The 3,989-nt window shown below is 32.5% G+C and carries 3 protein-coding genes; all 3 read right to left on the bottom strand.

Features of this window, described 5'->3' with window-relative positions:
• Positions 1–136: 136 nt before the first annotated feature.
• Positions 137–1,144 carry a redoxin domain-containing protein gene (locus tag AC1DND_RS21925; RefSeq protein WP_477584735.1) on the bottom strand — a complete coding sequence of 336 codons (1,008 nt, stop codon included), beginning with the start codon at positions 1,142–1,144 and terminating at the stop codon, positions 137–139.
• A gap of 519 nt (positions 1,145–1,663) precedes the next feature.
• A complete protein-coding gene (locus tag AC1DND_RS21920) occupies positions 1,664–2,578 on the bottom strand; it encodes a lanthionine synthetase LanC family protein (RefSeq protein ID WP_477584734.1) in 915 nt (304 codons plus the stop codon).
• Positions 2,579–2,581: 3 nt separating this feature from the next.
• Positions 2,582–3,989: hypothetical protein (locus AC1DND_RS21915; RefSeq protein WP_477584733.1), on the bottom strand; the 1,408-nt coding region annotated here is incomplete at its 5' end.

Raw genomic sequence — 3,989 nt, 5'->3', positions numbered from 1 at the left:
CGCAGATAATCCAAATCATTTTGAGGAATATATAAAGCATTCCCAAGACCATGGAGATAAGATTATTTCACCAATTGATATTTCAGAATTTGTCTAAAATAAATTCAAGAATTGAATTTTGGCAAAAAAATCATTGTTAAAGTTTAATTAGACTTTCAAGGTATCTAACCGACTCATCGCCAGAAAAAATAATGTTACCGTTTGGATCAATTAAAAAATTTTGAGGAATGCTTTTAATATTGTATTCCCAAGATACTTTTGAATCTGCCCCTGCTTCATCGCGGACCTGAACCCAAGCTAATTTATCTTCTTTGATCGCCCTTAACCAATCTGCTTTATTTTTGTCTAGTGAAACGCTAATGAATTCATATTTACTTTTATCTAGTTTCTTGTAAATACCAATTAAACTAGGATTTTCCTGTCTACAGGGAATACACCAGCTTGCCCAAAAATTTAAAAAGACATATTTCCCTCGATAATCAGATAATTTGATGAGATTATCTGCATTATCATTCATGGAAAACAAAGGAGCTTGATTACTTGGAGAATTGTTTACCTTGTGTTTTTCAAAAGCTATTCTAGCTGAAATAAGCTTTCCTAATTCTTGATTTTGAAGTGTTGTATTTAGGCTGTTCAACAATTTACTGGCGGTATCCACATCAAATTTCCGAATGTATAATTTCAAATATAGAAGGCTCAGGAATTTGTTAGGATTCTTTGAAATAATCTCATGATTAACAAAATCAAGTTCATCTGCGTCAACTTGAGATAATTTATCTTTTGCTAAGCTATCTTTAGATATAATTCCCTGCAATGAATCTCTTCGTGAATTAAAAATTGTAGTTCTTTCTATCCATTTTTTATCGATTTCTTGTTCATTATCTCCAGAGATTTTGACTGTTTTAATATCACCAGACAAGTCAATTGGATTTCCCTTTAGTACAAATGTCGCCAAAAAATCTCCATTTTTTTTTACAAGTGCATATAAATAAGGCTCTTTAATATGTCCCGTAATCTTAAACCGATGATTTTTAACAGTTGTAGAATCTATCACGCTACCCCCATATTTTAACAAGAATATCTTACCTTCTAACTTGTTAATATCCCCATTAATTAAGTACCCTATATTTTTTTCCTGTGCCAAGGCAGATTTTAATTTAACAAAGTTGAAGACTAGAAGGAAAAAGATTAAATGTCGATATCTCATATTGAAACGTTACGTTGAGAATTTAGTGCGGTAGATCAATAAACCTGTCCCGCACTAAATATTGTTGTTGTGTGATTGAACATACTAATTCATCCAAATGAGATGAAAGAAAAATGGAGATTAAAGATATGCTCCAATTTTACTACCTTCTAAACGGGGTCATTTGGCCAGCACTTATTTCCAACACAACGATGGCAACACGCGGCTGTAAGAGATCCACAGCTCGCATCGTCCGCTAAACATTTTGTCGTGGTAGGCTTTTCAACACCGCCCAAAACATTTTTCATTTGATACCTTGAAAGTACCTCTCCAGAACCAAACTGGCTCTTTTTTAACGTTAATCTTTTCATTTTTAGATTGTTTTTTATTTAATGGATCTCTAAATTATTCATAAGTTACCTTATTTATCATGGCCTGAGACCCTTACACCATTTTATTTAAATCTACGTTAATTTATTAAAAATCAGTTGTTTTCAACCATGCTTCTCGCCATGTAGAATTATCCACTTGCCCATTTTTGTCCTGAATACTATTAAGTAATATATATATATCGTTATTCCATGCCTTCACATCTGCCCCATCTATATCAAATTCTTTGATTCTGTCTAATTTTTCTTTCGAACATAGAAAATCTAACCGTGAACCTAATCTTTCAATTGCAAAATGATAGGATTGCCATAGCGGCAAGTAAGTTAAATTCAATATATTTTCTTCTTCCCTTGAAAGTATGGATAGATATTTAAGTAATTTTAGCAGCAACGACCTAACCTTGGTGGTATTGATCTTTGCGCTTAAAACTTTAGTCATTAAAACGATGCATTGAGATAAATGATTTATACCTTCTTTTTCGCTGATTAGCATAAATAGCGATTCTTCATCAATCCGGAAATAATCACAAAGCTCATCCATTGCCAGTACCAAAGTCTCTAAAAGGCAAATTTGTCGGTATCGAATTGGGGCTTGATTCCTTGCAATAAGTCGTTTGTATAAATACAAACATCGTCCCATAGTTCCTTTTCCAAGTGAAATATCAGGCGATTTTGTAAAAACTATTGCATTAAATATTTCATCATCGAATTGTTCCAATACCTCATTTGTATCAATCTGGATAAAAGCATTTTGAGATAAATGCTCTATACCCCATCCTATCCCAAGCCAACCACAATCAAAATCCTGATTTTCAATCGTTTCAATATTATTTTCTATTTCTTTAAGTAGTTCAATGCCAATATTACGCCATGCCTCAACGTTCGACACCTTAAAAAGCTGAAATGAAGCTATGCAAAGGCCCATCATACCGTTGTACAATCCATAATTACCGGCGAGCCTATCTTTCAGGCAAAAGAAGTTTTGCTCATTATTTAGGGTCATATTTTACACGCTTTTATTAGAAGGTTTTGCCCTTTCTTTAAGTAAATACATCTCACATTTCAACATTGCTAAATCCATTTTTGAAAGCTGAAGATTTTTAGGAAGAAAGAATCTATCATTTTCAAATAGAATAGTATTCTTTTCCGTAATTTGCTCTTCCAACATCCGCCTCTTATCCAGAAATAATGCAGCAACCCTTCCTGGCTGTTCTTCTACTTGATATTTCCCATTATTTACAACAAAAAATTCAGGATCCAATATTTTTGAGAATATAGAAGTACTCAGGCCATCAATTTTATAAATAAAATCGTTGTAAATGTAAACTGGATCACACTGGTGCTCCAGAAGGTCTAAACCATTTACGAGTGAAGTTAAAGATAGTACGATATTTGGGTCATAAAAAACAATTTTGCGGGTTTCACAAGACACTATGGTATTGTGAATTAATTCACAATACTGTTGCGAATCTAAAGGTCCCTTAATAAAAAAATAGTCAACCATTTCGAGAAACTTATCACGATTTAACCTACTAATTTTACCTATCTCTAAAACTTTTATTTTAATGTTTATAAAAACATTGAAACTGTTGACAGTAGAGTAAAGATTCTGAAGTGCCTCGTTAGAGGTGGTGATGCCGATAATTACTAAAGTGGTATCTGGGTAGATTTTTCTATATTTCCCAAGTTCTTTTCTATATTTCTCAATCAAATTCACAAGTTGATAACTACAACTGGATCGGTTGATTTCATGAAAAGTTTTATAAAATGGAGAATAGAAAGTATAATCGACCTTTCTGAAGTTTTTCAAATCATCTTCTTCAATATCTCCCGTATAATGCAATATTTTATTAATTTCCAGGGACTGTATATCACTATTAGCCCAAGAAAAATTTAGTTCTTCATGAATTTCAAATTTCTTATCAAAAAATAACGCATTCCACCAAAAAGCCCACATATCTGCACACCATGATTGGATTCCTACATTAATATCATCATTTATATGCCTATGATTTATATTATAGTCCTCTAGTAGTAAAAAAAGGGCCTCACAATCATTTTCCATTTTTTCCCAAAATGATTTTTTACAATTTTTAAACAGATATTGAGCCCCACCGGCATTATAGTCACTGGATCTCACATGGTCAACAGTTACTCCGACTTGACTACACATCTTACTTAAAAGATTTTCATCACTTGCGTTTACGATATAATTACAATCTAAATAGCCTCTAGTATCCGACGTATACCACGTATCATCATTAAATAGTTGATTAAATTTCGGAAGAGATGTGAAAATGATATCAGAATCATGATAAAAAAAAATTTCTTCTTCAAGTTCTGGATAAGAATTAAAATGCTTTAAAATTATATGAGGGCGAATTGAAGAGGCATATTTGCTCGATAGTCTAGTG

The sequence above is a fragment of the Pedobacter sp. 01N416 genome (assembly GCF_056399685.1).
This window is presented reverse-complemented; position numbering and strand designations above follow the sequence as displayed.

Excerpts from the sequence above, each read along its gene's own strand:
- AC1DND_RS21920 (WP_477584734.1), bottom strand. The coding sequence starts at position 2,578 with ATGACCCTAAATAATGAGCAAAACTTCTTTTGCCTGAAAGATAGGCTC.